The 26,208-nt window shown below is 55.7% G+C and carries 25 protein-coding genes; 16 read left to right on the forward strand and 9 right to left on the reverse strand.

Annotated features, from left to right (window positions below):
- Window positions 1-125: 125 nt before the first annotated feature.
- Together ACWFUC_RS05315 and ACWFUC_RS05320 are read right to left on the reverse strand one after the other, a co-directional pair.
- Entirely contained in the window at window positions 126-470 is a 345-nt protein-coding gene (locus ACWFUC_RS05315; RefSeq protein WP_039790503.1) for a DUF1840 domain-containing protein, read from the reverse strand.
- 172 nt (window positions 471-642) lie between these two features.
- Window positions 643-1,170 carry a hypothetical protein gene (locus tag ACWFUC_RS05320; RefSeq protein WP_034334974.1) on the reverse strand — a complete coding sequence of 176 codons (528 nt, stop codon included), beginning with the start codon at window positions 1,168-1,170 and terminating at the stop codon, window positions 643-645.
- A 140-nt stretch (window positions 1,171-1,310) separates the two neighbouring features.
- Here ACWFUC_RS05320 and ACWFUC_RS05325 point away from each other — a divergent pair, with 140 nt between their 5' ends.
- Window positions 1,311-3,317, forward strand: coding sequence for an OPT family oligopeptide transporter (locus ACWFUC_RS05325; protein ID WP_034334977.1), 2,007 nt, complete (start codon window positions 1,311-1,313; stop codon window positions 3,315-3,317).
- A gap of 30 nt (window positions 3,318-3,347) precedes the next feature.
- Here the strand turns inward: ACWFUC_RS05325 and ACWFUC_RS05330 are convergent, their stop codons facing one another.
- From ACWFUC_RS05330 to ACWFUC_RS05360, 7 genes are all read right to left on the reverse strand, one after another.
- Entirely contained in the window at window positions 3,348-4,289 is a 942-nt protein-coding gene (locus tag ACWFUC_RS05330; RefSeq protein WP_489637476.1) for a phosphatidate cytidylyltransferase, read from the reverse strand.
- 16 nt (window positions 4,290-4,305) lie between these two features.
- On the reverse strand, window positions 4,306-4,926 hold the full coding sequence (locus tag ACWFUC_RS05335) for a lysophospholipid acyltransferase family protein (protein ID WP_084320412.1): 621 nt from the start codon (window positions 4,924-4,926) through the stop codon (window positions 4,306-4,308).
- Between the two features lie 20 nt (window positions 4,927-4,946).
- Window positions 4,947-6,824: a phosphatase PAP2/dual specificity phosphatase family protein gene (locus tag ACWFUC_RS05340; protein WP_489624297.1), complete on the reverse strand. Its 1,878-nt coding sequence runs from the start codon at window positions 6,822-6,824 to the stop codon at window positions 4,947-4,949.
- The gene (locus ACWFUC_RS05345) at window positions 6,821-8,572 is read right to left on the reverse strand and encodes a bifunctional alpha/beta hydrolase/class I SAM-dependent methyltransferase (RefSeq protein ID WP_489624298.1); all 1,752 of its coding nucleotides are present in this window, start codon (window positions 8,570-8,572) and stop codon (window positions 6,821-6,823) included. The genes ACWFUC_RS05340 and ACWFUC_RS05345 overlap by 4 nt, the downstream gene beginning before the upstream one ends.
- A complete protein-coding gene (locus ACWFUC_RS05350; RefSeq protein WP_489624299.1) occupies window positions 8,569-9,183 on the reverse strand; it encodes a CDP-alcohol phosphatidyltransferase family protein in 615 nt (204 codons plus the stop codon). The genes ACWFUC_RS05345 and ACWFUC_RS05350 overlap by 4 nt, the downstream gene beginning before the upstream one ends.
- Before the next feature lie 317 nt (window positions 9,184-9,500).
- Window positions 9,501-10,130, reverse strand: coding sequence for a LysE family translocator (locus ACWFUC_RS05355; RefSeq protein ID WP_489624300.1), 630 nt, complete (start codon window positions 10,128-10,130; stop codon window positions 9,501-9,503).
- 158 nt (window positions 10,131-10,288) lie between these two features.
- Window positions 10,289-11,647, reverse strand: coding sequence for a YifB family Mg chelatase-like AAA ATPase (locus ACWFUC_RS05360; protein WP_489637477.1), 1,359 nt, complete (start codon window positions 11,645-11,647; stop codon window positions 10,289-10,291).
- A gap of 84 nt (window positions 11,648-11,731) precedes the next feature.
- On the opposite strand from ACWFUC_RS05360, the gene ACWFUC_RS05365 reads away from it, so the two are divergent.
- From ACWFUC_RS05365 to ACWFUC_RS05435, 15 genes are all read left to right on the forward strand, one after another.
- A complete protein-coding gene (locus ACWFUC_RS05365; RefSeq protein WP_489637478.1) occupies window positions 11,732-13,651 on the forward strand; it encodes a hypothetical protein in 1,920 nt (639 codons plus the stop codon).
- Window positions 13,652-14,295: 644 nt separating this feature from the next.
- Window positions 14,296-15,885, forward strand: a complete 1,590-nt coding sequence (locus ACWFUC_RS05370) for a hypothetical protein (RefSeq protein WP_489637479.1) — start codon at window positions 14,296-14,298, stop codon at window positions 15,883-15,885.
- On the forward strand, window positions 15,882-16,532 hold the full coding sequence (locus ACWFUC_RS05375; RefSeq protein ID WP_489637480.1) for a hypothetical protein: 651 nt from the start codon (window positions 15,882-15,884) through the stop codon (window positions 16,530-16,532). The genes ACWFUC_RS05370 and ACWFUC_RS05375 overlap by 4 nt, the downstream gene beginning before the upstream one ends.
- A gap of 12 nt (window positions 16,533-16,544) precedes the next feature.
- Complete coding sequence (locus ACWFUC_RS05380; protein ID WP_489637481.1) at window positions 16,545-17,795, forward strand: site-specific integrase; 1,251 nt, start codon at window positions 16,545-16,547, stop codon at window positions 17,793-17,795.
- A gap of 406 nt (window positions 17,796-18,201) precedes the next feature.
- Window positions 18,202-18,702 carry a GNAT family N-acetyltransferase gene (locus ACWFUC_RS05385; RefSeq protein ID WP_489637482.1) on the forward strand — a complete coding sequence of 167 codons (501 nt, stop codon included), beginning with the start codon at window positions 18,202-18,204 and terminating at the stop codon, window positions 18,700-18,702.
- Between the two features lie 265 nt (window positions 18,703-18,967).
- Window positions 18,968-19,456, forward strand: a complete 489-nt coding sequence (locus ACWFUC_RS05390; protein ID WP_489637483.1) for a P-loop NTPase family protein — start codon at window positions 18,968-18,970, stop codon at window positions 19,454-19,456.
- A gap of 129 nt (window positions 19,457-19,585) precedes the next feature.
- Complete coding sequence (locus ACWFUC_RS05395) at window positions 19,586-20,194, forward strand: histidine phosphatase family protein (protein WP_489637484.1); 609 nt, start codon at window positions 19,586-19,588, stop codon at window positions 20,192-20,194.
- Window positions 20,195-20,296: 102 nt separating this feature from the next.
- Window positions 20,297-21,172, forward strand: a complete 876-nt coding sequence (locus ACWFUC_RS05400) for a lysozyme inhibitor LprI family protein (protein WP_489637485.1) — start codon at window positions 20,297-20,299, stop codon at window positions 21,170-21,172.
- A 473-nt stretch (window positions 21,173-21,645) separates the two neighbouring features.
- Window positions 21,646-22,509: a hypothetical protein gene (locus ACWFUC_RS05405; protein ID WP_489637486.1), complete on the forward strand. Its 864-nt coding sequence runs from the start codon at window positions 21,646-21,648 to the stop codon at window positions 22,507-22,509.
- Window positions 22,510-22,606: 97 nt separating this feature from the next.
- Window positions 22,607-23,035 carry a hypothetical protein gene (locus ACWFUC_RS05410; protein WP_489637487.1) on the forward strand — a complete coding sequence of 143 codons (429 nt, stop codon included), beginning with the start codon at window positions 22,607-22,609 and terminating at the stop codon, window positions 23,033-23,035.
- A gap of 95 nt (window positions 23,036-23,130) precedes the next feature.
- On the forward strand, window positions 23,131-23,631 hold the full coding sequence (locus ACWFUC_RS05415; RefSeq protein WP_489637488.1) for a hypothetical protein: 501 nt from the start codon (window positions 23,131-23,133) through the stop codon (window positions 23,629-23,631).
- A 104-nt stretch (window positions 23,632-23,735) separates the two neighbouring features.
- Window positions 23,736-24,356: a hypothetical protein gene (locus tag ACWFUC_RS05420; protein ID WP_489637489.1), complete on the forward strand. Its 621-nt coding sequence runs from the start codon at window positions 23,736-23,738 to the stop codon at window positions 24,354-24,356.
- Window positions 24,357-24,541: 185 nt separating this feature from the next.
- A complete protein-coding gene (locus ACWFUC_RS05425; protein ID WP_489637490.1) occupies window positions 24,542-25,153 on the forward strand; it encodes a hypothetical protein in 612 nt (203 codons plus the stop codon).
- Between the two features lie 95 nt (window positions 25,154-25,248).
- Window positions 25,249-25,617 carry a hypothetical protein gene (locus tag ACWFUC_RS05430; RefSeq protein ID WP_489637491.1) on the forward strand — a complete coding sequence of 123 codons (369 nt, stop codon included), beginning with the start codon at window positions 25,249-25,251 and terminating at the stop codon, window positions 25,615-25,617.
- Between the two features lie 112 nt (window positions 25,618-25,729).
- The gene (locus ACWFUC_RS05435) at window positions 25,730-26,164 is read left to right on the forward strand and encodes a hypothetical protein (protein WP_489637492.1); all 435 of its coding nucleotides are present in this window, start codon (window positions 25,730-25,732) and stop codon (window positions 26,162-26,164) included.
- The last annotated feature ends 44 nt before the right edge of the window (window positions 26,165-26,208 follow it).

Consider the following 26,208-nt stretch of genomic DNA (forward strand, 5'->3'; position numbering starts at 1 on the left):
AAGGACAAACGGCCGCCGCGGTGGATGTTCGCGGCAGCCGTTCGGCGCGGGTATGTCAGGGTGATGCAGGCAATCAAGCGTCAGGAAGTGTCAGGAGCGCAACGCGCCCGGGCTTCCTGCAGGCATCAGACGCCCCACAGGATGTCGTAATTGCCCTTCTTGGCTTCGCGCAGCATGTCCAGCAGCGGATAGGCGCGTGCCGAGAAGCTGACCGGCTCGATCTTTTCGTGGTTGTGGTCGTCGACGTCGGCGTTGTGGTGGGCGTTGACGTCACGCGCCAGCGCTTCGGCCGCTTCATGCGACTTGCTGGCGTTGATCTGCTGTTCCAGCAGAGTGATGGCGTCACCGGCCTCGGCGGCGGTGATCACGCCACGGGCAGGATCCTTGTGCAACAGGTCCAGAATGGGTTTGGCGTGCGACTCATACATCACCACATCGGCAGCCGCTTTTGATTTGAAGGTAATCAGCATATTTCCTCAGGGTCTTTGATTGATAACGTTTTTTGGGCAGGCCCGCCAAGGCGGGCGCGCTGGAAATGCGCTGCAGACTGCATCCGCATTTCTGCGGGAATGCCTGTTTGGAGAGTCAGGCAGGACAAGAATACCCCGGTAGCCGGAATATTGTCATCCGGCTCGGCCCCGCTCAGGTTGGTTTGAAAGAGCTGAAAAAGGTTTCAATATTTTCCTCGGTGAAGGCCTTTTGCTCCCCCACGATGAGAATCTGGTACACCCGCCGCTCACGCACCGCCAGCCGGGCGACCAGCCGCAGAGGGCGGCCGCGGGACACGCCCCGCGCGTCCAGGTCCAGCGTGCGCGCCAGGCCCGTGGTCTTGCCCGGCCACACCGGCGTGCCCTGCGGCTGGCCGCCGATGTTGTTGAGCAGGGCGGTGCGCATTGCTTCCAGCGCCCGGTTGGCCGCGGCCGCATCGGGCAGTTCGGCCGTTCCCACGGCGAAGGTGAGGCCGTCGACTTCGGCGGCGGTCATGCTCATGTCGACCTTGGGGCCGTCCAGGTCGACCGGGCGCGTCACGCTGGCCGGCTTGGCGGGCAGGAGCACCACGAAATGCGCGCCGTTGTCGCTGGCTTCACGCCAGTTGTAGCGCGGAGAGCAGGCCGCCAGGCACAGGCAGGCCAAGGACAGCAACAGCAGGGCAGGACGAAGGCGGCGCATGGGAAGGGTCCGGAACGGGGAGAGGGGCATCATATCAAAGCCGGTTTGAGGCACATATGAAGCAAATAGCGCGATTGTCCGATGGCCGTACGGCAATTCTTGCGGTATAAGAACGCATCGAAACGGAACCCTTTCCCGATATGAACCAAGATAACCAAACCGGCCTGCCGGAACTGACCCTGCGCGGGATGCTGCTGGGCGCGCTCATCACGGTGGTCTTCACCGCTTCCAACGTGTATCTCGGGCTGAAGGTCGGCCTGACCTTTTCCTCGGCGATCCCCGCAGCGGTGATCTCGATGGCGGTCTTGCGCCTGTTTTCCAATGCCAACATCCTGGAAAACAACATGGTGCAGACCCAGGCCTCGGCGGCCGGCACGCTCTCCTCCATCATCTTCATCCTGCCCGGCCTGGTGATGATGGGCCACTGGCAGGGCTTTCCCTTCCTGCAGACGCTGGGCATCTGCGCCGCCGGCGGCATGCTGGGGGTGATGTTCTCGATCCCGCTGCGCCGGGTGATGGTGGTGCAGAGCGCGCTGCCCTATCCGGAAGGCGTGGCGGCCGCGGAGATCCTGCGCGTGGGCAGCGCCGACGCCGAGGGCGGCGAGGAAACCCGGCGCGGTCTGCGTGACATCCTCTTCGGCGGCACAATTGCAGCAGCCTTCAGCGTGATCGCCAGCGGATTGAAGCTGTTTGCCGAAAGCATCAGCCTCTGGTTCACCGCCGGTGCTTCGGTGGTCCGCCTGACCATGGGCTTCTCGCTGGCCCTGGTGGGCGCGGGCTACATGATCGGCATCGTCTCCGGCATCGCCATCCTGATCGGCCTGGTGATCGCCTGGGGTGTGGCCGTGCCTTATCTCACCGCCGTCACCCCCCATGCGGCCGATGTCGCCCTGTCGGACTTTGCCAACGGATTGTGGAAGAGCCAGGTGCGCTTCATCGGTGCCGGCATGATCGGCGTGGCCGCAGTGTGGACCCTGGCCACCCTTTTCAAGCCCATGCTGGAAGGCGTGAAGGCCTCGCTGTCGACGCTCTCGCGCCGTCAGCAGGGCAGCACCGAGCGCACCGACCAGGACATGTCGCCGCGCTGGATCATCGTCATCAGCCTGGCCATGATTGCGCTGCTGGCGGTGGTGTTCGCGTCCTTCCTGTCCGAAGCACCGGTGTCGCCTGCGCTGTTCATCGGGCTGATCGTCTATGCGGTGGTGTTTGCCTTCATCTTCGGCTTCCTGGTGGCGGCGGCTTGCGGCTACATGGCCGGGCTGATCGGCTCCTCCTCCAGCCCGATCTCGGGTATCGGCATCGTGGCCGTGATCCTGGTGTCGGTCCTGCTGCTGGTCTCGGGCGCGGTCGATCCGCTGCTGGCGACGCCCGAAGGCAGCAAGCTGGCCATCGCGGTGGCGCTGTTCGTCACGGCGGCCATCATTGCGGTGGCGGCCATCGCCAATGACAACCTGCAAGACCTCAAGACCGGCCAGCTGGTCGGCGCCACCCCCTGGCGCCAGCAGGTGGCGCTGCTGGTCGGTTGCGTGGTGGGCGCGCTCATCATCCCGCCGGTGCTGAACCTGCTCTACAACGCCTATGGCTTCACCGGTGCCCTGCCGCGCGCGGGCATGGATGCGGCCCAGGCTCTGGCGGCCCCGCAGGCCACGCTGATGACGGCCATTGCTACCGGCATCTTCACCCGCGAGCTGAACTGGACCATGCTGGGCGTCGGCGTGGCACTGGGCATCGTGCTCATCGTGATCGACTGGCTGCTGGCCCGCCGTGGCGGCGTGGCGCGCTTGCCGGTCCTGGCGGTGGGTATCGGCATCTACCTGCCGCCGATGGTCAGCAGCGCCCTGTTCCTGGGGGCGGTTCTGGGCTGGCTGATCGAACGTGCACTGCGCCGCCGGGCACTGGCCGCCGGTGCGGATCTGGAAGCCTATGCCGACAAGCCGCGCCAGCGCGGCATCCTGGTGGCCTCAGGCCTGATCGTGGGGGAAAGCCTGGTGGGTGTGCTGCTGGCCGCCATCATCGGCTTTACCGGCAAGGATGCGCCGCTGGCCGTGGTGTCGGGGGCGTTTGAATCGACCGGGCAGTGGCTGGGCCTGGTTGCGCTGGTGCTGGTGCTGATCGCGTTTGCGCGCCGCATCCTGCCGTCACGTTGACGTTAGCGAGAATGCGCTGCTGGTGGTACTTCAGTGCACCCACCAGTAGCGCAGGATATGAAAGAAAATCGGTGCCGAGAAACTGATCGAATCGACCCGGTCCAGCATGCCGCCATGGCCTTCGATCATGGCACCCCAGTCCTTGAGTCCGCGGTCACGCTTGATCGCCGACAGCACGAATCCGCCGAAGAAGCCCAGGATGTTGATGGTCAGCGCCACCAGCGCCGCCTGCCAGACATTGAAGGGCGTGATCCAGTACAGCGCAGCACCGACGGCGGTGGACGTCAGCACGCCCCCGACCAGGCCTTCCAGCGTCTTGGAAGGTGAAATCTGCGGGGCCAGCTTGCGCTTGCCGAACAGCTTGCCCCACACGTACTGGAACACATCGCTGGACTGCACCGTCAGCACCAGGAACACGATGAGCTGCAGGTTGCGGCCTTCGAAGCCCTCGATGGGCAGCGTCAGCAGGGCCGGCACGTGCGAGATGCAGTAGACGCCGATCATCAGCCCCCACTGCACCTTGGCCGCACGTTCCAGGAAGTGCTTGGTATCGGTGGAGAGCGAGGCCGAGATCGGCAGCAGCAGGAAGGCGTAGACCGGGATCAGGATGGAGAACAGGCCATACCAGTCCATCCCGATGAGCACGTACTGCAGCGGCAGGAACACGAAGAAGCACCACAGCAGCGCCCGATGGTCGCCCACGCGGGTGTAGGTGACGGAAATGAATTCACGCAGCGCCTGCAGTGAGATGAAGGCAAACAGTACCACCACGCCGGTCTTGCCGATCCAGAACGCGATGGCCAGCGCGCCGATCATCCACCACCAGGCCTTGATGCGGGCATTGAGATTGTCGATGACGCTGCTGCTGCGTCCGGCCAGCCGCCAGCGCAGCAGGCCACCGACCGAGCTGGCCAGGGCGAGGACGGCGAACACGCCGCCAAACAGGGCGATGAGGGTATCTTGAGGAGTCATGGTCGTTCGTCGCGGATCATTCGGCCACGGGGGCCAGGGCGAGCAGGGCCTGGCGGGTGCGGGCCAGGAACTGTTCCTTGCTTTCGTCGGGGCGCAGCATCAAGGGCTCGCCGAAGCTGAGGGTGCAGAGCAGCGGCAGCGGCACCAGATGGCCTTTGGGCATGGCCCGGCCGAGGTTTTCGATCCATACCGGCACCAGTTCCACTTCGGGATGCGCGCAGGCCAGGTGATACAGCCCGCTCTTGAAGGGCAGCAGGCCCTCGTCCAGGTTGCGTGTGCCTTCCGGGAACAGGATCAGCGATTCGCCACCCGCCAGCACCTGGCCCATCACGCCGATGGGATCGGCGCTGCGGCCGGCCTGGCGGTCCACCAGCACGCCCCGGAACACCCGATTGATCACATAGCGCCGCACGGCACTGCTGAGCCAGTAGTCCGAGCCGGCCACCGGCCGGGTGCGCTTGCGCATGGCGCGCGGCAGCATGCTCCAGACCAGCACGAAATCACCGTGGCTGCGGTGGTTGGGATAGTAGACACGCAGCTTGCCGGGATCGGGCGCGGCAAACCAGCGGGCACGCACGCCCGTGAGGACGCGGGCGAAGGTGCAGATGGCGGAGGCGAAGAGGCGGTCGATCAGCATACAAATTCAGTTTTCAAGGATCAGGAAAGGAACATGAACACGAAACCGCCCACCCATGCGCCGACCTGCAAGGCCAGGCATCGGCACTGGTTGCGCAACAGCCGGCGCGCACCGGCCGTGCGCTCGGCAATTCCGCGTGCAGGCTCTGGTTGGCGACCCAAGCCGCTTTCCTTGAGGGCCAGATCGAAGGCGGCCAGATCGTCCTGAGGCGCAATACCTTGCTGCCAGCGGCGCGCCCACGAGGCGAAGAGTGGCGCATCGAAGGCGCAGCGCAGCGCGAAACCGCATTCGGCGATGCCAAAGGCGATGGACATCGTCAGGGGTATCCAGAGGCCGGAGGTGTCCACCTGCAAGACCAGCAGGATCAGGGCCGCGATGGTGAGCATTCGGCTGAAGGCATCCACCGGACGGCTCAGGCCCAACAGCGCTACGGCGATCTCGGCCTGATGCGCCGCCTTCAGAGCCGCTTGCCGGGTGTCGGGCGGGAGATCTTGATGGGCGGGGTCATTGGCGGCATCGCCCCCGGAACCCTGGCGCAGGTCAGGCATGACATTCTCCTTGAGCAGGCGTTGCTCGACCTCCCGCAGGCGTTCCCGCAGCGCCGCGTTGATGACCACCGTGGGGCGGCGTTCGGCCAATAGCGCAAGAGCAGAGTCCATGTCGGGGCAGCGTCCGCTCAAGCACAGCCAGGTTGCCACTGCAGCAGCGCTGCGCGAATAGCCCAGCGCACAGGCCACCAGCACGGGGCCATGGCTGCGCAGCGATTCGATGCTGCGGGCGGCTGCCAGCAATTGATCGGCGTCGGGGGCGACCAGGTCCAGCCAGGCATGGCCGGCATAAGCCCATGGACCGCGCGGGGCGGGCAGTTCGGCGCAGAGGTCGCACAGGGCGGCGAACGGACCGGCGTGCATGTCGACGGTATTCGGAAGCCGGCCCAGCCAGACATCTCCGGTGATGGCGTCAGGCTGCGGACGGCGGCGGGTCCACAGGCGGGCATTGATCCAGGCACCCAGTGCGTGGGGTGCCAGCAACCAGGCAGCGGCCAGCGAGCGGCGGCCGTCGTGCTTCTGGAAACCGGCGGCACCGGCATGGGCGTAATTCCACGCCACGATGGCCAAGGACAAGGCCAGCCAGCCTAGCGGGGCGGCCAGGGCGCGCACGAGAATCGCCAGCGCCAGTGCCAGCAAGGCTCCCAGCGCGTAGGCCAGCGCCAGACGCATGCGGCGCGCACTGCGCTGGCCTACGCGGCGCAGCGGTGTACCCCCCTCATCCGGCCACAGCCACAGGCAGAACAGGCCCAGCATGGCACCGGTCGGGATATCAATGAAGTGATGCTGCCAGGTCGTCAGCACGGACAGGCCGATCAACAGCGCCCAGCCATGGATCACCAACTGCCAGAACCAGTGGGTGCGCAGCCGGGCGAACTGGACCCAGATCAGCACCAGCAGTGCGATATGCAGCGAGGGGGCCTGGTTGAAGGGCAGGTCGAAGGCCGCCAGTGAGGCGAAGAGCGCGCCAAACAGTCCGTCGGTGGCCGGCCGCACGAAGGCAAAGCGCAGCGGAAAGGCCAGGAAGCAGGCCACCGCGATCAGCTGCGTCGTCAGCAGCCGCAGCGCGTGGCGATCGGTCTCGCGCGGGGTGCGGCAGCACAGGAAGGAAAATCCGTAGAGCAGGTCGATGGACCAATAGGGCAGGATGGTCCAGGGCAGGAAGGGAATATGGCGCTCCCAGCCATAGAAGAAGCTGGGCACGCTGGCGCGCGCGGCGGCTGCATGGTTGGCGAAGCCATAGCTGAGGAAGAACAGCGGCCCCAGCAACAGCAGCCAGGCCACGCCGCGCTTCCACGGCAGCGGCGTGGCCGGTGCTGCCGCGGGCAGCAGGCGGTCGGCCTGGCTCATGCGGCCTTGCGCCGGGCCAGCGAGACGGTAAAGATGCCCCACTGGTCGATGCGCTGTTCGATCTTCTCGAACCCGGCCTCGGCCACCAGCTGGTCCATCTCGGCTTGCGTGCGGCGGCGCATGACCCAGGCCTGGCCGCCGCGATGGCTGGTCAGGGCGCGGGCGATCAGTTCCAGTTGCGGATGCCAGGGCTGGCCGGTGTAGACCAGATAGCCGCCCGGCGCGATGGCATCGGCCAGCCCGGCCAGGGAGGTGGCCACGGCATCATTGTCCGGGAACAGTTCGTAGAGGCCGGAGACGATGCCCACCGTCGGGCGCGGCGTGACGGCGGCCAGGCTGGCGCGGTCAAAGGCGTCGCCTTGCTCGAAGCGGGCGATGTCGGCCAGGCCCTTGTCAGCTATCAGCGCCGTGCCTTGCTGCACGTTCAGTTCGCTGTAGTCGCGCAGCAGGATGGAGTGGGGACGCGGTCCCTGGCCCAGTGCTTCCAGCACGTAGCGGCCATGGCCGGCGGCGATGTCGAGCACGTGCAGCGGCTGTCCTTCCGCCTGCAGGCGGGCCAGGGCCGTACGCAGCAATTCCTCTACATGCAGCTTGCGCTGGCGGATGCCTTTCCAGCCGATCGCGTCCAGATACTGGCGATCGATGGCGCGGCCCAGCGGACCGACGCCTTCGGGGGTGTTGCGGTAGACGTAGTCGAGCGTGCTGCCCGAATCAAAACCGGTGCGATGCCCCAGCGCCACGCCCTTGGAGAGCAGGCCGCCCAGCTTCATGTTGGCGCGGTAACCGGCCCAGTACAGCCCCTTGGGGCTGAGAGCGGGCAGCGGCGCGGACAGCTGGCGCGACTCCTCGAAGGTCGGGCCCTGGCGGTGCGACTGGCGCAGGTCCTGACGGGCCCAGGCTTGGGAGAATTGACGCAGGATGAATTCACGCGCCAGGTCAGTGGCGATCTTGCGGTCCTTCTCGCCGAAGGTGTCGTGATAGAAGCCGGGGAGGACGTGCTTTTCCTTCACTGGTGTGCCCAGGCGTGCGAAGAAATCGTGCTGGGGACCATGGTGCACCACCCAGTCCGCGCCGGATATGAGCAATTGCGTGGGAATGGTGATGGCCTGGGCATCGGCGACCACGCGTTCGGCCGCTTCATACAGCGCCAGCAGGATATTCACGGAGATCGGACGGCTGATCAGCGGATCGCTGTCGTAGGAGGCCTGGCGCTGCCGGTCGTGGGTCAGATACTTCGCCTTGACATAGCTGTTGACGAAGAAATTGCCACGCAGCTTCTGCTGCAGGGCCAGTCCCGGACGGGCGAAGGGAACATAAAGCTTCACCTTGAAGGCGGGCGAGGCCAGCACCAGGCAGCGTACGCGGGGCGCGTAGTCATGCGCCCAGGTCGAGACCAGCACCGCGCCCACGCTCTGGGCCAGCACGGCCATGTCTTCCTCGGCCACCTGCCACTGGTCGCGCAGATGGTGGATGAAGGTTTGCACGTCCCGCACCGAGTGCGCAAAGCTCGGGGAATAGCCGCGCGGGCCGGGCGAACGGCCATGGCCGCGCGCATCCCAGGCATAGAAATCGAAATCGGAGAGGCCGAGTTCATCGACCAGATGCTCCATGCGCCCGCCGTGCTCGTGGCCGCGATGGAACATGACGACAGCGCCCCGCCGCTGCGGGCCGGTGGCCGGCCAGCGGCGATAGAACAGGGATTGGCCGTCGTGGGTGGTGAACTGGTGTTCCTGGCAGGATCGTGTCATGGGTGGGGGGCGGCGCGCAGGCCGCTGCGGATGCGGTTGACGATATTGAGGAGGATGGCGGCGACAGCCAGCGGCAGCGCCCAGAAGATCCAGCCCGGGAGGCTGCCGGCCAGGCCCAGCCACAGGCCCAGCGCGCCGAACAGGAAGGCGCGGTCGCTCTTGCCCATGGGGCCGTCGTACTGGCGCGGCGCACCGACCATGGGGCCGAGCGCCCCGGTCATCTCCGACACCGCCGACAGGAAGATCACTCCGCCCACGCTGGCCCAGCCAAACGGGGCCACCAGCGCAAAGGGCAGGTACAGGGCGGCGTCGGAGACGACGTCGGTCAGCTCGTTGAGATAGGCCCCCAGCGCCGACTGCTGCCCGAATTCACGCGCCAGCATGCCATCGACGGCATTGAAGGCCATGCGCAGGAACATCCACAGCGGCAGCAGCAGGAACAGCGCCGGCCGCTGTGGCCCGGCCACGAACAGCAGCGCGCCCAGTGCCAGCGAGACCAGCATGGCCAGCACGGTGACCGCATTGGCCGTCACGCCGGCCTCGGCCAGGGCGCGCACCATTGGCCGCAAGAGCGCCTGAAAGCGGGGTTTGAGTTGATAGATGCTGATCATGCGGCACCTGCCGCACGGTCGTCGGGGAGGGAAGAGGGCATGGGGGATCGTCCTTGTTGTCGATTCTGATTTGTTATTTGTTGTATCGGGCGAAGCTCACCTTGGGCAACGCAATGACGATTTCTGTTCCCGGCTGATGCGAGCAGAAGTTGAATCTGAGGGAATGAAAAGGGGGAGTTCTCGTCGCCGTTCGAGGCTTGCGTTGACTGAATGTCATCGGCTTTGGCGCCTTTGCGCAGGCAGGCGAGGGAGAAGGCGACGCAGCGATGCGCTCCCGGTGAGCGCATCGTTACGTCGAGAAGTGAGGCGGGGGAGGGTCAGCGGCGCTGGATCAGCACATGGACGGCCAGTCCGGCCAGCACGCTGCCCATCAGCCAGCGCTGCAGGCGTTGCCAGTGTGGACGGCCAGCCAGCAGGGCCGAGATGGAAGCCGCAGAGAAGGTGATCACGGCGTTCATGCTGACGCCGACCACGATCTGCGTCAGGCCCAGGGCGAAGGACTGGAGCAGTACGCTGCCGTGCTCGGGCTGGATGAATTGCGGTAGCAGCGACAGATACATCACGGCGATCTTGGGATTGAGCAGGCTGGTCAGCAGACCCATGCTGAAGAGTTTGCGGGGGCTGTCCGGGGGCAGGGGGCGCAGGGCAAACGGCGATCGGCCGCCTGGCTTGAGGGCTTGCCAGGCCAGGTAGAGCAGGTAGAGCGCTCCCGCCAGGCGCAGCGCGTCGTAGGCCAGGGGCAGGGTCATCAGCAGGGCGCTGATGCCCAGCGCGGTACAGAGCATGTAGAACACCAGTCCCAGCGCGATTCCGGCCAGCGAGATCAACCCGGCCTTGCGGCCCTGGCAGACCGAACGCGAGACCAGATAAAGCATGTTGGGGCCGGGGGTGAGCACCATGCCCAGGCAGAGGGCGGCGAAGGCCAGCAGGGTGGAGACAGTGGGCATGGCGATGATCCTCTTTCGGTCGGCAGGTGGGGGCGGCAGTCGATGCCGTGTGAATTGCAAGGCTAAAGCCCGGCCGGCCGAGGGAGAAGATACAGACGGTGCTCTTGCATGGCACAACAGGGGAATGCTCTTGTCTGCCGGGACAGATCCGTTGCCGCTCAATTGCCGGCCAGCGTCCGCCGGTATTGCACTGCCTCGGCCACATGCGCCTGTGTGATTACATCGGACTCCGCCAGATCGGCGATGGTGCACGCCAGTTTCAGCACCCGGTGATAGGCCCGCGCCGACCAGTTCAGCCGCAGCATGGCGGCTTGCAGCAGTTGGGCCGCCGCCACATCGAGCTGGCAGTGCCGGTCGATTTCGCTACCCCCCAGCTGGCTGTTGGGTTTGCCCTGGCGCTGGCGCTGTCGTTCAAAGGCGCGCGCGACCCGTTCCGCGATGGCGGCGCTGGTTTCACCCGGCTGCTGGACGGCCAGTTCGGCGGGGCTCAGGGCGTTGACGTGCAGTTGCATGTCGATGCGGTCCAGCAGCGGGCCGGACAAGCGCGCCTGGTAGCGCTTGACCAGTTCCGGCGTGCAGCGGCAGCGGCCCTGGCTGTCGCCATACTGTCCGCACGGACAGGGATTCATGGCCGCGATCAACTGGAATCGTGCCGGGAATTGCGCCTGCCGCGCCGCCCGCGAGATCACGATGTGGCCGGACTCCATCGGCTGGCGCAGCACATCCAGCACGCTGCGGGGATATTCGGCGATCTCGTCCATGAACAGGACCCCATGATGTGCCAGCGAGATTTCACCCGGCCTGGGCGAACTGCCGCCGCCGACCAGTGCCACGGCGGAGGCGGTGTGGTGCGGCGCCCGATAAGGCCGCTGCCGCCAGCGCGCGATGTCGAAACTGCCGCTCAAGGATTGCACTGCGGCGGATTCCAGCGCTTCGTCCTGCGTCATCGGCGGCAGGATCCCGGGAAAGCGGGTCGCCAGCATCGACTTGCCGGCACCGGGCGGGCCGACCAGCAGCAGGCTGTGCTGGCCCGCCGCGGCCACTTCCATGGCGCGCCGGGCCTGCAATTGCCCCTTGATATCGCTGAAATCCGGATAGGCCGCCCGCTTGCCGCCCGGCTGCGGCTGGTGCCGCTGCAGCCGGGCCGCGGGATCGCGCGTGCTGAAGTGGGTGCAGACGTCCAGCAAGGAGGTCGCCGGGAGGATTTGCGCCTCGGGCAGCAGTGCGGCTTCGTCGGCATTGGCGGCCGGCAGGATGAAGCTGCGCCGGTGGCCATCCTGCTGCTGCTCGCGCTGCATGGCGCAGGTCATGGCCAGCGCGCCGCGAATGGGCAGCAGCTGGCCCGACAGCGACAGTTCGCCGACATATTCGTGGTCGTCCAGACGATCCGCAGGCATCTGTTCGGAGGCGGCCAGGATGCCCAGGGCGATGGGCAGGTCGAAGCGCCCGGAGTCCTTGGGCAGGTCGGCGGGGGCCAGGTTGACGGTGGACGTTAATGTAGTCTCAATAAAAACCAACTGGACAAATTAGGTAAGCTCGCTATTCTTAATTATGTGCTCTTTGTCATATCAAAATTATCCAGTTCAAACTAGATAGCTGAGATGGAAAATTGCCTCAAAGTTATGTGCCACGATCGCGCCCATGGGCGCAACTACACTCAGGTTGTCGAGTTTGACTGCAAGAAATATTTTCTAAAAAGAAATTCTTGGCTCCGTCAGGTATTGCTGGCGATAAGTAGAGAGTCTGCAGTCGTGCCCAGAGAAGGCAGAGGGATACGCAGTTTCAAAAATTTGTTGGACCAATTAGTACTCCACTTTCCATGTGTTAAATATTTGCAAATGGATGTTGCCCTGGTCGGTAGACGCGAAGCAGCTGAGCTTTTCACAATGATGGAAGATGTGTTGCTCGAAACCCAAAATTTATTCGCACGAAGCAAGTCTGACCTGACGCTCCTGGCGTCTTCCGGCGCTTTCCGTCGCTACATGTGCGCGCGGGGCAAAGACTTAGGTTTTCGCGAAGAACTTTCAGTTACGGCGATTCCATTTAAAAGCAGGTGGAAAATTAAGAGGAGTGGACGAGTCACACTTAGCGACCATGTTGCGGTGAACTCTAGAGGAGAATCCGTTCCGCCCGTAGATGCGTACCCTCACAAAGATGTAAAGGCTCTGAGAGAAGCTCAGTTAGAGCGTTTGCGCGCCGACGCCGCTAAGCCAATTTCAAGCTATACAGAAGAGCTCGAATTCTGGGCTGGCGTTAGAAGTAAGATCGAAGTCCTTTCGAAAAGTCAATTTTCTCCTGACGAAATAAATATCGTAAAAAATTTCGTCTTGGGGCGAAAGCGAGAACAGTTTCAATCCCCCATACCGTTGGAAAGATTCATTGGAGCTATCGCCTACCTCGGTGGCGAACCTGCAACTGCTCCTGTATTTCAACGTTTGGGCTTCAACGGTGAATCGGCTAAGGACCAAATAGGAAAATACTTCGATATCAGCCCGGGCCGTTGGCAAAATCAAACTGTGATGAACGTTTTATTGATCACGCAGCGGATGACCCCCCGAGAGCTAGCAGCTGCGTTCGGAATTTTGCTCTTCCACTCAGCTTGGAATTCTGATTCTCTTCGGATGATTGAACGTGAATGGATACAGCTGTGCGGCGATGGATATCAAATTGTCTCGTCCAAACCAAAAACTGGTGCAGTCACTCCTGATGTATTTATTGATAGTGAAAATCAGGGCGGACGCGCTGCGCTAGAGCTTCTTATTTGGAATCATGCCCGACAAAAGGAATTAGGTCTGATATCAAAAAATGAAACCGGAGTCTGGTTTTCATGGCCTCGTAAAAATCACTATCCGCAAACTAAGCAGTATTCTCAAATTCATGTCGTCTTGAGCGTCTTAAATGAGTTCTACGACATTCCTCATTTCAGCATGGATCAGGTCCGAACGCATATGCTAACGATCGCATCTTATGCGGGCTCCTTTATGGCAGTCCCTAACGAAATTGCTGGCCATAGGAACCTTCATACCACGGGCGGATATCTAGAACAGGTTGTGCGCGAAAAGTTTGGAAAAGCTGTGAATCTCGAGTTCCAACGCCGCATTGAAAATACGGTAATTTTTCAGTTGGAGACTATAAAAAGCTTCCCGCGCCAGCCAAGGCAAGAATTTGTTGACGTAAAACTTCTCGTGGACGTCGGGGATGGTACATCTTGTATCGACCCTGAAAACCCCCCGAATGGGGATTGGAGAAGAAAATCAGGTTTCTGCGACGGCACTCAATGCCATGTAAGAGATGGTTGCAAAAATAATCGTATCGTAGTCACTGAGGATCGAGTTGAAGAGGTTTTTCGACTGCAAAAATTCTATCAAGCACATTGGTTATGCCTCCTAGAAAAAAACAATGATGCCTTTGAAAAATTCCACGCGCCCGTAATGCTGTTCAATATCGCGCTAATTCACTATTTCAAGGCCAGCATTTACTGGCCAGAAATAGAGAAAATAAAAAATCGAGTTCTGGGGTGACGAAAATGTCTAGACCAGCGTCTATTTCGAAAGAGAAAAAAAACGAGGTAAGAAGCCCTCCTTTCATTGCCGAGCTCCGAAGCCTCGTTCGATCTCGTGACCTTGAAATCACCGACGACTTTGTCTTCAGAATCGTTCGTTTAGAGGCTGCAGAGGATCAAAGGCCTATTTGTGAAATCGATTTAAATCACTATGTTTTACCTCCGAATGGAGTTTATTCGTTTTCTACTCCACTAGTAACAAGATCTGATCTTGTCGCGGCCCTCGCGCTAGTGGTTGATGAGTATCTTTTGACCTCCGACGTCAAGACTCGGACAAGCTCAGTAAGAAAAATAGTCCAGGCGTCAGTATTCTTTTTTGAGTTCATGTGGCTGCACGATACGTTACATTTGACGTCTGTAACACCGTCGTTGACGAACGAGCTGAAGAACTTGCTGCTCGGGGGTTGGCCAAACGCACTGAGGCTCGGCGAGCGGCTTCTGGCTGCGCCACGTGATCAAGTCCTCGTAGCGCTTAAGACACAAAAAGAAGGTGGTCCCGGGAGGTACGCCCTTAGAGGTCTTATCCATACAAATTGTGATCGATGGATCGTTGTAAATAAGAACTCTATCCGTAGGCAGTTAGCAAATGGCGACGATGTAATCGTGGCCAAGGCAGATCTCAAATCGGGCACTCATTCTGAGTCGCTCGGCATTTTGAACAGACTTGCGAAAATTGAACCTCAATTCGCTCTTCCATTTTTCCCATATTCTAAAATTGGGATGCTAAAAGGAACCAATACCAGCGGCCGCACTAGAAACTTGGACTTGAGTATTGCGGTGCGTATTTTGGTCGCGTCGATGGAATGGATCTACGTAATAGGGCCCAGAATTATTCAAATAATTAGGTCCTTATGTGACGATGGAAAGCAAAAGATCGCTCAGGAAGCGAAACTAGTCGGGTTCAAATTTAAAACGCTAATTGATTTGCATCCCGCTGTAGCAGAGATACGTAGCTTGGCGGGAATCAACGTCGCGAACCTAGATATTTGCCAAGATGAGGATAAATCTGTAAGTGTTCGCGCAATGATTACGGCACTAATCACTGCTTGTTTTTGCGCCATAGCAATAATGAATGCCCGTCGGAAGGATGAGGTAATTCATCGAAAGATCGGATTGCGCCAAGGGGATCTGACAGTGGTCGATGAAGACCTAGAACTCTATGTGGTGAACTTCTACATCGAGAAGTCATTTCGAGATCGTCTTCCTTATTACGTTAATACCGCGACAAAGGATGCGATTTTGCTCCTGCAAGAACTAGGCCTGCAGCATGACCATTTTTTGGAGCAATACCTTGGAAATGACTTTACTAAAATTGAGAGACAGAGCCTGTTTGTATACCCGCGATTAAGTAATAGACATGGTTTTAGCCCCAAGAGAAGTACCTATGTCTTTGCTTATAGAGAGCGTACGAACGACGCAGGGTTCTTCCTTAAATATGCGGTGGGTGATAGTTATGACAGTGTTGCTTCTCATATGTTTCGACGAGCATACTGCCTAATTATGTTCTATCGATACGAGAATGCCGACCTACAGTCCCTTGCGTTGCAGTTGGGAACCAATCTTCTCACTCCTTTGATTTATCTCACCGACAGCTCCATGAGGCCCGATTTTGAAACCATTCCGTTCAAAATCCGAAAGTCGATGAATGAGCTAAAGGGGGCATACCTAGCCCAGGCAAAGGAGTTGAATGATGAATATAGTGAAGTTGGTTACAAAAAGATGTTCGATGATATATGCGCCGTTTTTTCGAATGGAAGATTTTTCGGCGGTTACGAAAAATACCTTCGTCGCATAGGAACGAAGCTCACAAACATGATTGACTTCTCCGGCACAAATCTACTGGATAAGGAGAAGATGATTTTCGAAGTGGTAAAGAAGCGAGGACATTTTCCCACTCCTTATCCCCATGGTCAGTGCATGGCCGGCGGCGCTTTATCCGTGAAGAGCGCTAAGTGCCATTCCAAGCAGGACAAAAAATTACACCGGGAGCTCGCGTCGCCTGAGCGATGCACTGGATGCATTTTTAATTTGAGCTCAGATGACTACATCAGGAATTTGGAAGGCAATATTGCAAGTATGGAAGATGCTTTAAAAGCTCTTCCGAGCGGCTCCCTATTACGAAGCAGAGCTGAGGATGATATTCACGGGTTGGTGCGGGCGGTTGCTCTCATGAAAGAAAGGAGAAAACCATGAATAAACTGACCAAGAAGAATAAAAATAAAACAGTGTCCGGCCATAAAAAACCTTCTATAGCGCACGTCGTCGAGAAAATTGCTAAGGAAAATATCCTGACCAAGATCCACTATCTGGAGCAGGTGGCTAGCGGCAGTATAGTTAGGCGAGAGTCGGATCGCGGAAATAATGTGGTCCCCATAAAGCCTGGAAAAATTTGGGAGCTTCTTCCAAAATCTGTTCGTCAGTTTAACAAATGGTCATGGAATTTGGCGCTCGGAGACACATTTTCTTGGGAGAAAATGTTTTTGACGAATTCTCATGACACTCTCTGCCGATACCCAGAGTTAAGGCTGCGTCTGGAATCGGCACTTGATCTACTGAAAAAACTGAAACACGACGAAGGTATCAGTTCCTCCAAGAGCCCAAATAAACTAACTAGGGAACTTAAGGTTGCGACTGCAAAGTTGAAAGCTTTGGAGATGGAAAAAATTGATCGAGATTTGGAACTGCACAGAACTAGATCTGAGCTATCTATCCTCAAGGAAAAATTTGAAAGTACAAAAGCCGATTTGAAATTGGAAATTAATAAGCTTCAAGAAGAGATCTCCGCTTTGCGTAGAACTGAGCAATCGAAGCCTGATTCAGTGCTCCAGTTTAATAGATGAGGGAGTAATGGTATGCAACGCACAAGCTCGAGTGCTATCGATGAAGACTACAAAATTTCTGTCTCTTGGATTTCAAGAAATGATCAAATATTTCCAATTGCATATTCTCATCAAGGTGCGGAGCTGGTTCCGCATTTAAATCTGTATGGTCTCCACTTGGCCGTGCGAGGAAACTTGGATAGAAAGACGGTTAGGAATGAAATATATCTGCTGAAATCGTTCTTTGAACAGATATTGACAACTGGCGTATGCGTTGACGATATTACTGACGAGTGGTTGACACAGTTTAGAGATTCGGAAGTTGAGCGAGTAATGTGCTCAAATAACTCAAGGGCACATAAAAAAACTGCTCAGCGAACAGTCAATGCAAAACTTAGGTGTGTTTATGCATTCCTAATTTGGTACCAACACTCGAAACCGACTACTTTGTGTCTAATCGGAAATAATAATTGCCAGGTTTATGTGCCCTGTGCGAGGGAAAGCCTGTCGCTTTTTGTATCCCCCGGCAATAAAGTAAAAGCGAGTGCTATTAGTAAGGCCCCCTTACTATTTCGTAGGGTCAGCGAGAATGGAAAGAGTCCTCATGGTAGAGCTGCTACTGAAAGTGATCTGAAGAATTTGAGGAGCTATTTTAAGAATAATCACACGTCCTTTGTGGCGATTAGAAACATCCTCATAATGACCATTGGGGATTTGACTGGCCTACGCAGAGGTTCAATTAACTCTCTACGTTGCGCGCAATTTTCGTTAGAAAAAATAGCCAAATGTAAGGAAAAGTTCCCACTAAGGCCAGATAGTCAGAAATTTGGATATGAGAAATTTTTCGAAATTCCGATTGACTTGGCTCTCCAAATCGCTGAGTTCATTGCCGGGCCCAGAAACAATTTTTTGAAGGAGATGGGTTGGTCTGAAGCGCATACCCATGATCGGATATTTATTTCTGCTAGAGACGGGAAGCCGCTTAACGATAACTCTCTATCTCAAATCTTTGGCGACGCAAGTAGAGCTATTGGTCTAGGCCCAGGCCATGCTATCCACATGCTTCGTTTCAAGAATGTGGATGACAGAATTGCCGGGGAAATTGAGTCACGGGTGGCTCTGGGCCTGGACACTAGCACACAGTCTATCGCCGCTTCCGTGTCTATGGAGGTCGGACACTCCAACCCGGAATCGCTGTGGTCGTATGTCAGCCAAAGTCAATCTAAAATAGCACAACGAAAGAAAGCGCTAAAAATAGATTCAGGTGGTTCTACTAAAAACTAAATGACTGATGTTGAGCGGAGCTAGTTCATGTGTGCGGCTAGACGCATTAAGTAGTTACATCATCGGTTGTCTTACCCGCCGTTTTGGTGTTCCCCATCAATCGAGGGAATGCCCGTAGGCAGTTTTGGACTGCTTTGATAGTCTCGTCAGAACTCAATTGAGCCGCCTTCGGGCGGCTTTTTTGCGATTATGATCCGGCCCTACTCAAAGGCAGTTAAAAGCATTTTCAAGTTGGAGGAGCTGCGAACGACAAACGATATCGTCTGGCCCAAGGAATTGGCCGCCTGGCTTCTTTCAGTCATGAAAGAAGGCAGAGTTAAAGCCTACAATCGGCCAGAGGCGGACGCTTCCCGCGCGCATTGACCGTTTGCGGACATTCTGACTACGCTGCCGAAAAGGCAAGAAAATGATCAAGATAAGACGTGCCCGACCAGAAGACGCGACGACGTTGTACCGCGCCGAATGCACGACGAGCCGGACGCCTGGCTTGCTGGTCTCTGACCCCGGGGAGCTTTCCGAAAGCTCCTTCTACGAAAAGATCCTTTGGCTGAGCGAAGCCGGAATGTATGTCGTCGCCGAAATTGATGGTGCTCCTGCCGGACACGCTTTGCTTGAGCCTGGTGCTTTGCGCGCCACCGCACACGTATTTTCACTGACCATTGTCGTTCACCCTGGCTATACGGGGCGCGGCATTGGCACCGAACTTATGAGGTTTCTGCTTGCTTGGGCTGCTGAGCGTCACGAGGTTGAAAAGATCGAACTGCGCGTAAGAGAGAGTAATCTGGTAGCGAAACGACTATACGATAGCTTCGGCTTCGTTGAAGAAGGAAGATTTTCGAAGAGGATAAGGCTTCCCGATGGCTCCTACCTTGACGACATCTCAATGGCAAAATTTCTGACCAAGTGATGGCCGCAATCGGCCAGAAACGGCCCCTCATCACTTGACTTGCTTTTGAGTAATTGAGCCTGGTTTTCAGCTTATTCTGAAGGGTAGATAACGGACAAATCCCGCCCCCTCGTCCATCAACTACTCAGCATAATTTGCAGGCTGCTTATCCAGATTTCGAGCTTGTCCATTCCCGCGAGATTCCTCTCGGGCTAAGATGTCCGCAGTAGGCCCAAAGCACGCATCTATACATTCCAGACCTATACCTACCCCAAAAGGCAACTGCATGGATTTTCTCCGCACCTTGATAATTGGAAACTCGGGCGCTGGGAAAAGCTGGCTGGCTGATCGGCTAGCCGAGAAATACGGTAGTCCTCACATTGATCTTGATTCACTTCATTGGCTGGGAACCGGGTATAACGAAGCTCGAGAGAGAACCGAGGCGATTGCCTTGGTTAAATCATCAGCGTCGCAAAACCAGTGGATTATTGAGGGAATTTATGGCTGGCTTGTAGGCGAGATTGCAGCGAATGCCACCGCGTTAATATGGCTATGTCCCGATGAAAAAGAATGTATAAAAAACATCCAACAGAGAGGCCGTCGTGGCAATGCCAGTGAACAATCATTCGCAGAATTGCTTGACTGGGCTAAAACCTACCGGCTGCGTACCGGATCAAGCTCCTTCAGTGCACACCAGCGGATTTACGAAGAATTTGCAGGGGCTAGATATCTGTTTGCAGATCGAACTCAGGTAACCAGATTTTTGGATCGGTAGGGGGCTATGGCGATCTCCGCTTCCGGCCAGCTGGGTTCAATGACGTAGCCAGATCTTGTTTGACAGCATGATGGATTTACTGAAGTTACCGATCATTATCGAAGCGCGAATATTTATGGGGAGCAGAAGTTGAATTTATATGTTGTTCGCCATGGGGAAACCGACGCTAATGCCGAACAGCGCTATCTTGGTGCGCTTGATGTTGCACTAAACGCAAACGGGAAGGCTCAGGCTCAAGAGCTTCGCCTATCTATTCCTTCAGACGTGAAAATCGCGATTGTTTCGCCCTTATTGCGTGCTCAACAGACTGCCGAGATCATTTTCAAAGACTGCGATCTCCCTGTATTAACGGTTTACGGCTTTCGCGAAAGAAATGTCGGTGTGTTCGAAGGCCTGACGCAAACACAAGCAAGAACCCAGTATCCCGATCTTTGGAGGAAGAATATCACTCGAGCTTGGAATGACGCTCCTACAAATGGCGAATCAATTAAGGATGTCGTAACGCGGGTCGGCCACGAATTGAATCAACTAATTGCTGCCTACCCCGGAGAATCTGTAGTTTTGATTGCTCATGGCTTCGTTGCAAAAACAATTCGGGCCCTTGCGCATCAAGATTTTTCCGACTTTTTCGATTGGCACCTCAGTAACGGCTGTCTATTACATGTACACCTACCTGAACAATTTTCCCCAGATTTTGAGCATCTGATGCAGACCTTGCCGGTGCAATCTGCGCAATAAAATTGCCAAAAGCCGACAGATATTGAGTCATGATAACCGCCGGCCAGGAGCAGCCATCCGACATAGAATTATCGGCACATGATAGAACACGATTGCCCGCCCATGATTTCCAAGAACGCTTCCATGTCAGTATTGAATTTTGCGTTGAGTGTGCAAAAGCGCGTCCTGAACTTGCTGCTCCTTTCGGCCTGCTGTGCAGTTGCTTTCATGGCTACCACTCACGCACAGACAGCGTCGTCCCAATGGCTGCTTTCCTATGAAGGACAGTCAAGCAATCGTTTTATTTGGGACAAGCGTACCCGGGCGCTGATCAGGGACGGCGTGCCTCAGCGTATGTCCGACGATCTGCTTAGTGGACTGGGCGGCCCGCCAGAGCCGGTACATGTGCGTGACCAGCGCTACTTCAGTGCCTCGGCATGCGTCTCCCATTATTGTCCGGACAAGGGGTTTATCTGGGTCGACACGCAAAACGGGATCACCGTCGGCGCCTATTTTTCAGGGAAGACGTTGACCCTTGGATCGAAACGCCTGTTGCCGCGGGACTTACCAGCAGTTGCGCGCCAAGCGATCATTGCTTGGTTGGACGATAACGATGTTCAACCCGAGACTGTCCGTTACATTGCCGGCGACGACCGCACTACAGCCCTGGCGGCAGCGCATTTCTCTTCTCCCGGAAAATACGAGGCAAACGCGCAAGGACCATCCTTCGACTGTGCGAAAGCGCGCTCTGAAGTCGAAAAGAAGATATGCAACGATGTCGGGTTGGCCAGGCAAGACCTGGAGCTGGCAAAACTGGTGAAAGAAATCCACCATGGGCTGGATACGGTCGGAGCACAAGATCAGTTGCGTGCCATGCAACGAGGATGGCTCAAGGAGCGTGACGCCGTCTGCCAGGATTTATCAGAGCTGTCCGCATGCCTGGCAGAACAATACGCACAACAACGCGATAAACTCATGCACTGGTTGCCAACGCGTTGAACTCATACCGGAAATTCGATTTCATCTTCCATCCGAAGACCGATTTGTAGCGATGTATCCATCATGATGTCTGCAATCGGCCAGAAGCGGAACTAGGACCGATTGACGGCAATGGCTCCGCCAAAGTTACACTGCCACGCAGAATTTAATTAGGGTATAGATAATGGGGACGATTCATCTTCTCATCGTAGGCATCATTTTTCTTCTGATAATTGCTCTAATCGCAGTTATTCAAAAAGGAACCACTGGCAAAAGATGGTGGAGCGTAATCGGCTCTCTCATTCTCTTTTTCGTCTTGGCGCCTTTAGCTACAGGGATAAATTGGTCAGCATTCTTTCACTAATAAGATTCTTCGGTTCGCGCCCCGCAGCGAATCTTTCCAGCTATTTTTCATCTTCTTCTGAACGGGAGATAACGGCCAAATACTGCCCACACGCCCATCTATCCACTAAAACAAATGATTCGAATAGTCGATGAACGCCCTTCTAAGCACTTTTGAATTTGATCGCTCGATAGCTTTTGACTGGGCACCGTATAAAGATGGCCATGTGACGCATGAGCGCGCTGCGTTAATGATTCCAATGCGCGACCATATAAGTGGACGCACCTTTCATTTCCAGCTAGATACGGCCCTTTCTGAAAATCTACTGTATGCAGATGCGATTACTGAAAATCAACACTCTTTCGGTACAGTACCTAGAAGTGTGGGCGAAAACACTTGTATTTGGGAAATTGAATTAGGACATTCTCCCAACGAAAAGAGGGGACTCACTTTCACATTGCAGCATGGCTTCGACCCAAACTTAGAAGGCGATTATCCTTTCCCCATCCTTGGCTCTCTAGGACTCGACTTCCTTGGTCAGATAGGATTCGTCTTAGACTACCCAGGACAACGCATCTTTTTCTTGTCGGAGAACGAGCTAAACCTGCTTAAAGCAGATCATCCAGGTGTGTTTCATCCGTTCTCATATGGTGATGAGGAAAGCATGAAGCAAATCAATTTTCGTTTGCAACTCGATGATCAAGAGATGACCGCTATCTTTGATACTGCAAGTAGCATGTTTGAACTGATACTCCCTCCAAAAGTATGGGAGAGTCATACACAGACGACATTTCTACAAGCGGAACGGCAAGTAGCGATTCCAGCGTGGGGAAAAATGATCAACATTTACGGACAATCTTGTCACTCCAAAGCATTGCTTGCAGGGAAAGAATTTCATATCAGCGAATGTTTTTCATGGCCGGCTTTTTCCTGGAAACCCATAATTGGCAACAAACCGTTCTTAGAGAACATCGTAGTGTTCGATCTGAGATATCTTGCCTACGCAATCTTCTAATCTTCTGCCCCCTTGAACGCCATGACATCATTTAAGGCTGCAATCGGCCAATACAGGCCGGTCAAGCACCCACAAGATTTCAAGCTTACCTAAGTGTATGAGTATAGAAAATGTAATCGCCGGACTAGAGGCCTTTGTCCCGACGCAAGAGGATGACGATACTTGCAAGCTCTACGAGATATTTGCTGGCCTGCAGCCGCTGGCTCCAGAACTCCGTAAGCCCGTAATACCTGCAATACTTTCCTTAATTGAGCGTTACCCTGAAGCAGAGCTCGGTTCTCCCGGTCCACTCGTCCATGAACTTGAGTCGATACCGGGCTACCAGCCATTTCTTCGAGAATCGGTTTTGAGACAACCGGCCGATCTCAGCACATGGATGGTCAATCGGATTCTGAATTCAGAGCTACCGCAAGATATCCGGGCAGGTTGGTTAACTGTCTTGAGTGAAGTGACAAAGCATCCGCTGGCGTCGAAAATATTGCGTGAAACCGCTACTCAGTTTCTTCAACGTCAAGCCGAAAGATAATCAGCGTCTTCGTTGCCAGTCGTATAGCATTGCGAACCGGCCAGCCGGTAGCGGCCAAGTGCAGACCTTCAATCTACTGCTCTAGGAAAGAATTGATGCAAATCGATAGTCTTATTTCCCTTAGAAACGGGATTCGCTTATTGGACGTCGTCGGTCCCATTGATCCCATGGCTTTTTTGGTAGGGTCACTTTACAGGCTGGCGGATGGTGTTTACCTTCAAACAAGCAAATACAAGAACAACGAATTCATAGACAGTGGCGATTCGCCATTCGTTACGGGGGTCTTGTTCGTTCCAGACGACGGTGCAGCGAAAAGAGTGTCTGTTATGTCCATAGAGGATGATACCGGAGCGCCGTTGTCAATTTTTCCTGGCATATTACCCGGAGCTGTCAGCCCTGAATATGGATCAATTCTCTCCGAGCTAAATCGGATACAGTCGAAGGTGATTCAAGAGACAGCCGCCTATCGCATAGCAGTAGATGGGAAATTTGTTCACAGAACAATTGAAACAGAAAACTATATTTTTTATTTCAGGGGGTGTGCATTCAATGATAGAGAGTCGCCCTACGCAGTGTTTCATAAATTGAAAAGATAACGACCGCAATCGGCCAGTAGCGGACGCTGTCACTGGCTGATTTTTGCCACCCACTTGTACTGGGTCCGTGAAGAACCTAGCTGCCTAATCAAACCGAACCCAACATGCGTGAATTTCCCCCGATTGATCGACTGTCTGAGATGGCCCCATCTCAGACAGTCTTCTTCACCGATGCAGAATTTGAAGGACGGCCAGTACGAACGAGTCGCGCGAACTATCTCGCATTCTTATCGATGCACGGGACGGAGGTGGAAGGCGAAGTCAAGAAGCTTCGGGCGATGTTTGCCGAGCACCTGCCCGAGGTGCTTGAGCGAGACGTTATCTGCCTGCTGACTTCGCGGAACTGGCGCAACCACAACATCGCCTGCGCTGTTATAGCCGCCGGTTTCGTTACTGATAGCTCCCTTGATGCACTGTGGAAATGCATCCACGATGGAAGTTGGACGTCCCCCCAGTTGGTTGCTACTGCCGCATATGTGGATTCAAGCTTTTCGGTGAAGGCACTTGATCTGTTAGCTGATGACTCAACTTATTTCAAGTCTCTCGTCCCTCTGGCAGCAATTTTCGCTGCAGAACATGACGTGACAAGCCTGCAAATCTGTCCAGTGGCAGCCATCGTACAAGAGGCCCGGACGATCGACCGGGATAACTCGGGGGCGATTGGCACACATTGGTTAGCGAATCTGCGAACAGTTTTCGGTTTAAATTTCAAACGATGGGCATGAACTATTGCTTCGAAGTTGCATTCGGGTGCCGCACGTCTGCAATCGGCGGCGGTCAGATAAATTTAGGAAAAAACTCGCGCCTTTAACCGTCAATGACAGTGAAACTGCAAGAGATATGAAAATCTAGTCATGTCGCAAGCGACATAAGGTGTAATGTGACTACATGAACTCAGAGGGAGATTTTTTTGGGACTTAGCATTCAAGTTGGCGGTTTTGACGAGCAAGAGATTTATGGTCCATTGTCGGCGGCGCTTGTGCAGGCGGGCTTGCCGCCACATATTGAACCAGACATCGCAAACAATTCAGAGATCTTTTCGTGTCAGATGTGGGGGTATTCAGGGCTGCACTATCTGAGACGATTGGCTGCCTATCTGGGTAGCGGTAAAGCAGTGCCAGGACCTGGCAACGATGACTCAGCACTTGATCCTGTATTGGTCGAATTCTACGATTTGCTTGCTCCTGGCTTCGAACATCTCTTAATGCACAGTGATGCGGAGGGGTTTTATTCTCCGCTCGATTTCAAAGATGTAATTTTTCCGAGTGAGGAGATTGGTGTTCCTGGTGACATGATTGGTTCATCTGTCCGTCTATTACAAGAGTGCAAGCGTCTCGCTGAATGGCTGGAGCTTCCGCTCGATCTTGATCCCGAGAGTGATGAGGTTTGGGATGCTGCAGATTCGCCTCAATCTTGCGGTCCCAAGTGGAAACAGTACGGCGTTGAATCTTTTAGTTGCATTCGTCTTATCAAGGCAGCAGAGGCCTCAATAAATTCCGGAGCTGCCATCGTGTTTTGCTAGGTGGCTTGAGATCTGCCATCTCAGTCCGCTCTCGGCCAGTAGCGACCATTTCTCAATTTTTTTCAGCGAATGAAGGAGTAAGCGTAATTTCCCTGATGGAACTGCGTCAACTGCTTATCGATTCGTGCCATTCGAAACCCGCCGCTGAGATAAGAGTCTTAGCTGAACTGGGTTCAGCGGAATTTGTTGCAGATCTAGTTTCTATTGCTGTGGATGCTGAGGACTACCAGGGCGACGCTCCGATGCAAGCAGCTTACTTTTTATCCAAGGCTAGTCCAAATCTAGTCATTCCCCACGAAGCCATACTGTGCTCTCTACTTTTGACCGCTGACGGATACTCCGGTTGGATCGCAATTTCACTCGGGCGCATGCGTTCAGCGTCGGCAAAGTCTTTAATTGAACAAAGACATCGAGACGGATGGGGGCATCTGTACAAGGATGCACTCGATTTATATGAGGCTTGAGGTCCGCAATCGGCCAGAAGCGGACAGCGCACAGATGAGGGGCGGTAGCGTATAGGAGCGCGGGCAGCATGTATGGTGGATCCAACAAGAAGATGTTGAGGGGGGAAGTATCGTGTCAAACGGATCTGGTCTTTTAGAGATAGAAAATAAGAAAGCTAATCATGACCGGCTGATGCTGTTTCTAGGCGTACTCTTGCTTAGCGCCGTTCCAATGGCTTTCCATTTGTTCTATTGCATTGTGGCTTTTGCAGGATGGGCACAGCTAGGTTTTCCTTTTCAACTCAGTTGGAAGCTCAGGGAAATCTTTTCGATTAGTTTTGGCCCTTTGGCGTGGGCGTTCTGGTTTCTGCTGGCAATATCTTGGGTGTACCAGCATCCGCTTAAACGAATAATGGTCCTGATAGGCTCGATATTGGGTTGCCTATCGGTATGGGGCGCAGGTATAAGCGCTACCGTTTTTGCGCCTGCAATTTCTTTAGCTTGCTATTTCTGCCGCTGGCATTGGCTATCGTTCGTGGAGCATTCTGTTCGCTTGCCTGACCGCTAAGGGTCAGAAGCGGCCTTAGACTTTCCCTTTGTTGGCGATCACCA

The sequence above is a fragment of the Herbaspirillum sp. Her4 genome (assembly GCF_057961335.1).

Bases quoted from the DNA above. Each gene is read 5' to 3' on its own strand.
- ACWFUC_RS05315 (WP_039790503.1), bottom strand. From the start codon at position 470: ATGCTGATTACCTTCAAATCAAAAGCGGCTGCCGATGTGGTGATGTAT.
- ACWFUC_RS05320 (WP_034334974.1), bottom strand. From the start codon at position 1,170: ATGCGCCGCCTTCGTCCTGCCCTGCTGTTGCTGTCCTTGGCCTGCCTG.
- ACWFUC_RS05325 (WP_034334977.1), top strand. From the start codon at position 1,311: ATGAACCAAGATAACCAAACCGGCCTGCCGGAACTGACCCTGCGCGGG.
- ACWFUC_RS05330 (WP_489637476.1), bottom strand. From the start codon at position 4,289: ATGACTCCTCAAGATACCCTCATCGCCCTGTTTGGCGGCGTGTTCGCC.
- ACWFUC_RS05335 (WP_084320412.1), bottom strand. From the start codon at position 4,926: ATGCTGATCGACCGCCTCTTCGCCTCCGCCATCTGCACCTTCGCCCGC.
- ACWFUC_RS05340 (WP_489624297.1), bottom strand. From the start codon at position 6,824: ATGAGCCAGGCCGACCGCCTGCTGCCCGCGGCAGCACCGGCCACGCCG.
- ACWFUC_RS05345 (WP_489624298.1), bottom strand. From the start codon at position 8,572: ATGACACGATCCTGCCAGGAACACCAGTTCACCACCCACGACGGCCAA.
- ACWFUC_RS05350 (WP_489624299.1), bottom strand. From the start codon at position 9,183: ATGATCAGCATCTATCAACTCAAACCCCGCTTTCAGGCGCTCTTGCGG.
- ACWFUC_RS05355 (WP_489624300.1), bottom strand. From the start codon at position 10,130: ATGCCCACTGTCTCCACCCTGCTGGCCTTCGCCGCCCTCTGCCTGGGC.
- ACWFUC_RS05365 (WP_489637478.1), top strand. From the start codon at position 11,732: ATGGAAAATTGCCTCAAAGTTATGTGCCACGATCGCGCCCATGGGCGC.
- ACWFUC_RS05375 (WP_489637480.1), top strand. From the start codon at position 15,882: ATGAATAAACTGACCAAGAAGAATAAAAATAAAACAGTGTCCGGCCAT.
- ACWFUC_RS05380 (WP_489637481.1), top strand. From the start codon at position 16,545: ATGCAACGCACAAGCTCGAGTGCTATCGATGAAGACTACAAAATTTCT.
- ACWFUC_RS05385 (WP_489637482.1), top strand. From the start codon at position 18,202: ATGATCAAGATAAGACGTGCCCGACCAGAAGACGCGACGACGTTGTAC.
- ACWFUC_RS05390 (WP_489637483.1), top strand. From the start codon at position 18,968: ATGGATTTTCTCCGCACCTTGATAATTGGAAACTCGGGCGCTGGGAAA.
- ACWFUC_RS05400 (WP_489637485.1), top strand. From the start codon at position 20,297: ATGATTTCCAAGAACGCTTCCATGTCAGTATTGAATTTTGCGTTGAGT.
- ACWFUC_RS05405 (WP_489637486.1), top strand. From the start codon at position 21,646: ATGAACGCCCTTCTAAGCACTTTTGAATTTGATCGCTCGATAGCTTTT.
- ACWFUC_RS05410 (WP_489637487.1), top strand. From the start codon at position 22,607: ATGAGTATAGAAAATGTAATCGCCGGACTAGAGGCCTTTGTCCCGACG.
- ACWFUC_RS05415 (WP_489637488.1), top strand. From the start codon at position 23,131: ATGCAAATCGATAGTCTTATTTCCCTTAGAAACGGGATTCGCTTATTG.
- ACWFUC_RS05420 (WP_489637489.1), top strand. From the start codon at position 23,736: ATGCGTGAATTTCCCCCGATTGATCGACTGTCTGAGATGGCCCCATCT.
- ACWFUC_RS05430 (WP_489637491.1), top strand. From the start codon at position 25,249: ATGGAACTGCGTCAACTGCTTATCGATTCGTGCCATTCGAAACCCGCC.